Origin of the sequence: Pseudomonas sp. p106 (assembly GCF_003936645.1) — a bacterium.
Taxonomy (GTDB): domain Bacteria; phylum Pseudomonadota; class Gammaproteobacteria; order Pseudomonadales; family Pseudomonadaceae; genus Aquipseudomonas; species Aquipseudomonas putida_E.
In genome coordinates this window covers 1-808 of sequence record NZ_RHQR01000049.1, presented here as the reverse complement: position 1 = coordinate 808, position 808 = coordinate 1, and the positions used below count along the sequence as shown (strand labels likewise).

Genomic DNA, 808 nt, shown 5'->3' with positions numbered 1-808 from the left:
GCGATGTCGCTGAAGGCGGCCAGATCGTTTACACCGCGACCTTGAGCAATCCAGCCGGCACGGCGATGACCGTGACCCTGAGCAATGGCGCGGTCATCAATATCGCAGCAGGTCAGACCTCCGGTACGGTCGCTGTTGCAGCCCCGGCCGATGATGTCTACAAGGACGCTGGCCAGGTCAAAGCCACCATCACCGACACCACCGGTGGTGACTTCGAGAACCTCGCAGTCAACCCGGCTGAAGTCGTGACCAACGTCAGCGACACCCTCGACACGTCGACCGTCACGTTGACCGCCACCCCAAGCGTGGTCGAGGGCGGTACCGTGGTGTACACCGCGTCGGTCAGTGCCCCAGTCACCGGCAGCCCGTTGGTCGTCACCCTGGCCAACGGTCAGAGCATCACCATCGGCGTCGGCGAATCGTCCGGCTCAGTCGACTTCGTTGCGCCGAATAACGTCTACAACACCAATACCGCACTGACCAACAGCATCACCAAGGTCGAAGGCGGTAATTACGAACAGCTCGACACCGCCGGCGCTCCGACCACCACGGTTACCGACAGCCCGGCTACTCAGGCGACCACCAACCTGGTGCTGAGCGCGACCGGCGATGTCGCTGAAGGCGGCCAGATCGTTTACACCGCGACCTTGAGCAATCCAGCCGGCACGGCGATGACCGTGACCCTGAGCAATGGCGCGGTCATCAATATTGCGGCCGGTCAGACGTCCGGTACGGTCTCTGTTCCAGCTCCGGCTGATGATGTCTACAAAGACGCCGACCAGGTCAAAGCCACTATCACCGGTACCAC

General features: G+C 62.1%; 1 protein-coding gene. It reads left to right on the top strand.

All coding sequences use genetic code 11. From position 1 onward, the window contains the following. The coding region (locus tag EGJ09_RS26380) for an immunoglobulin-like domain-containing protein (protein WP_177433184.1) at positions 1 to 808 on the top strand (808 nt) is incomplete at both ends.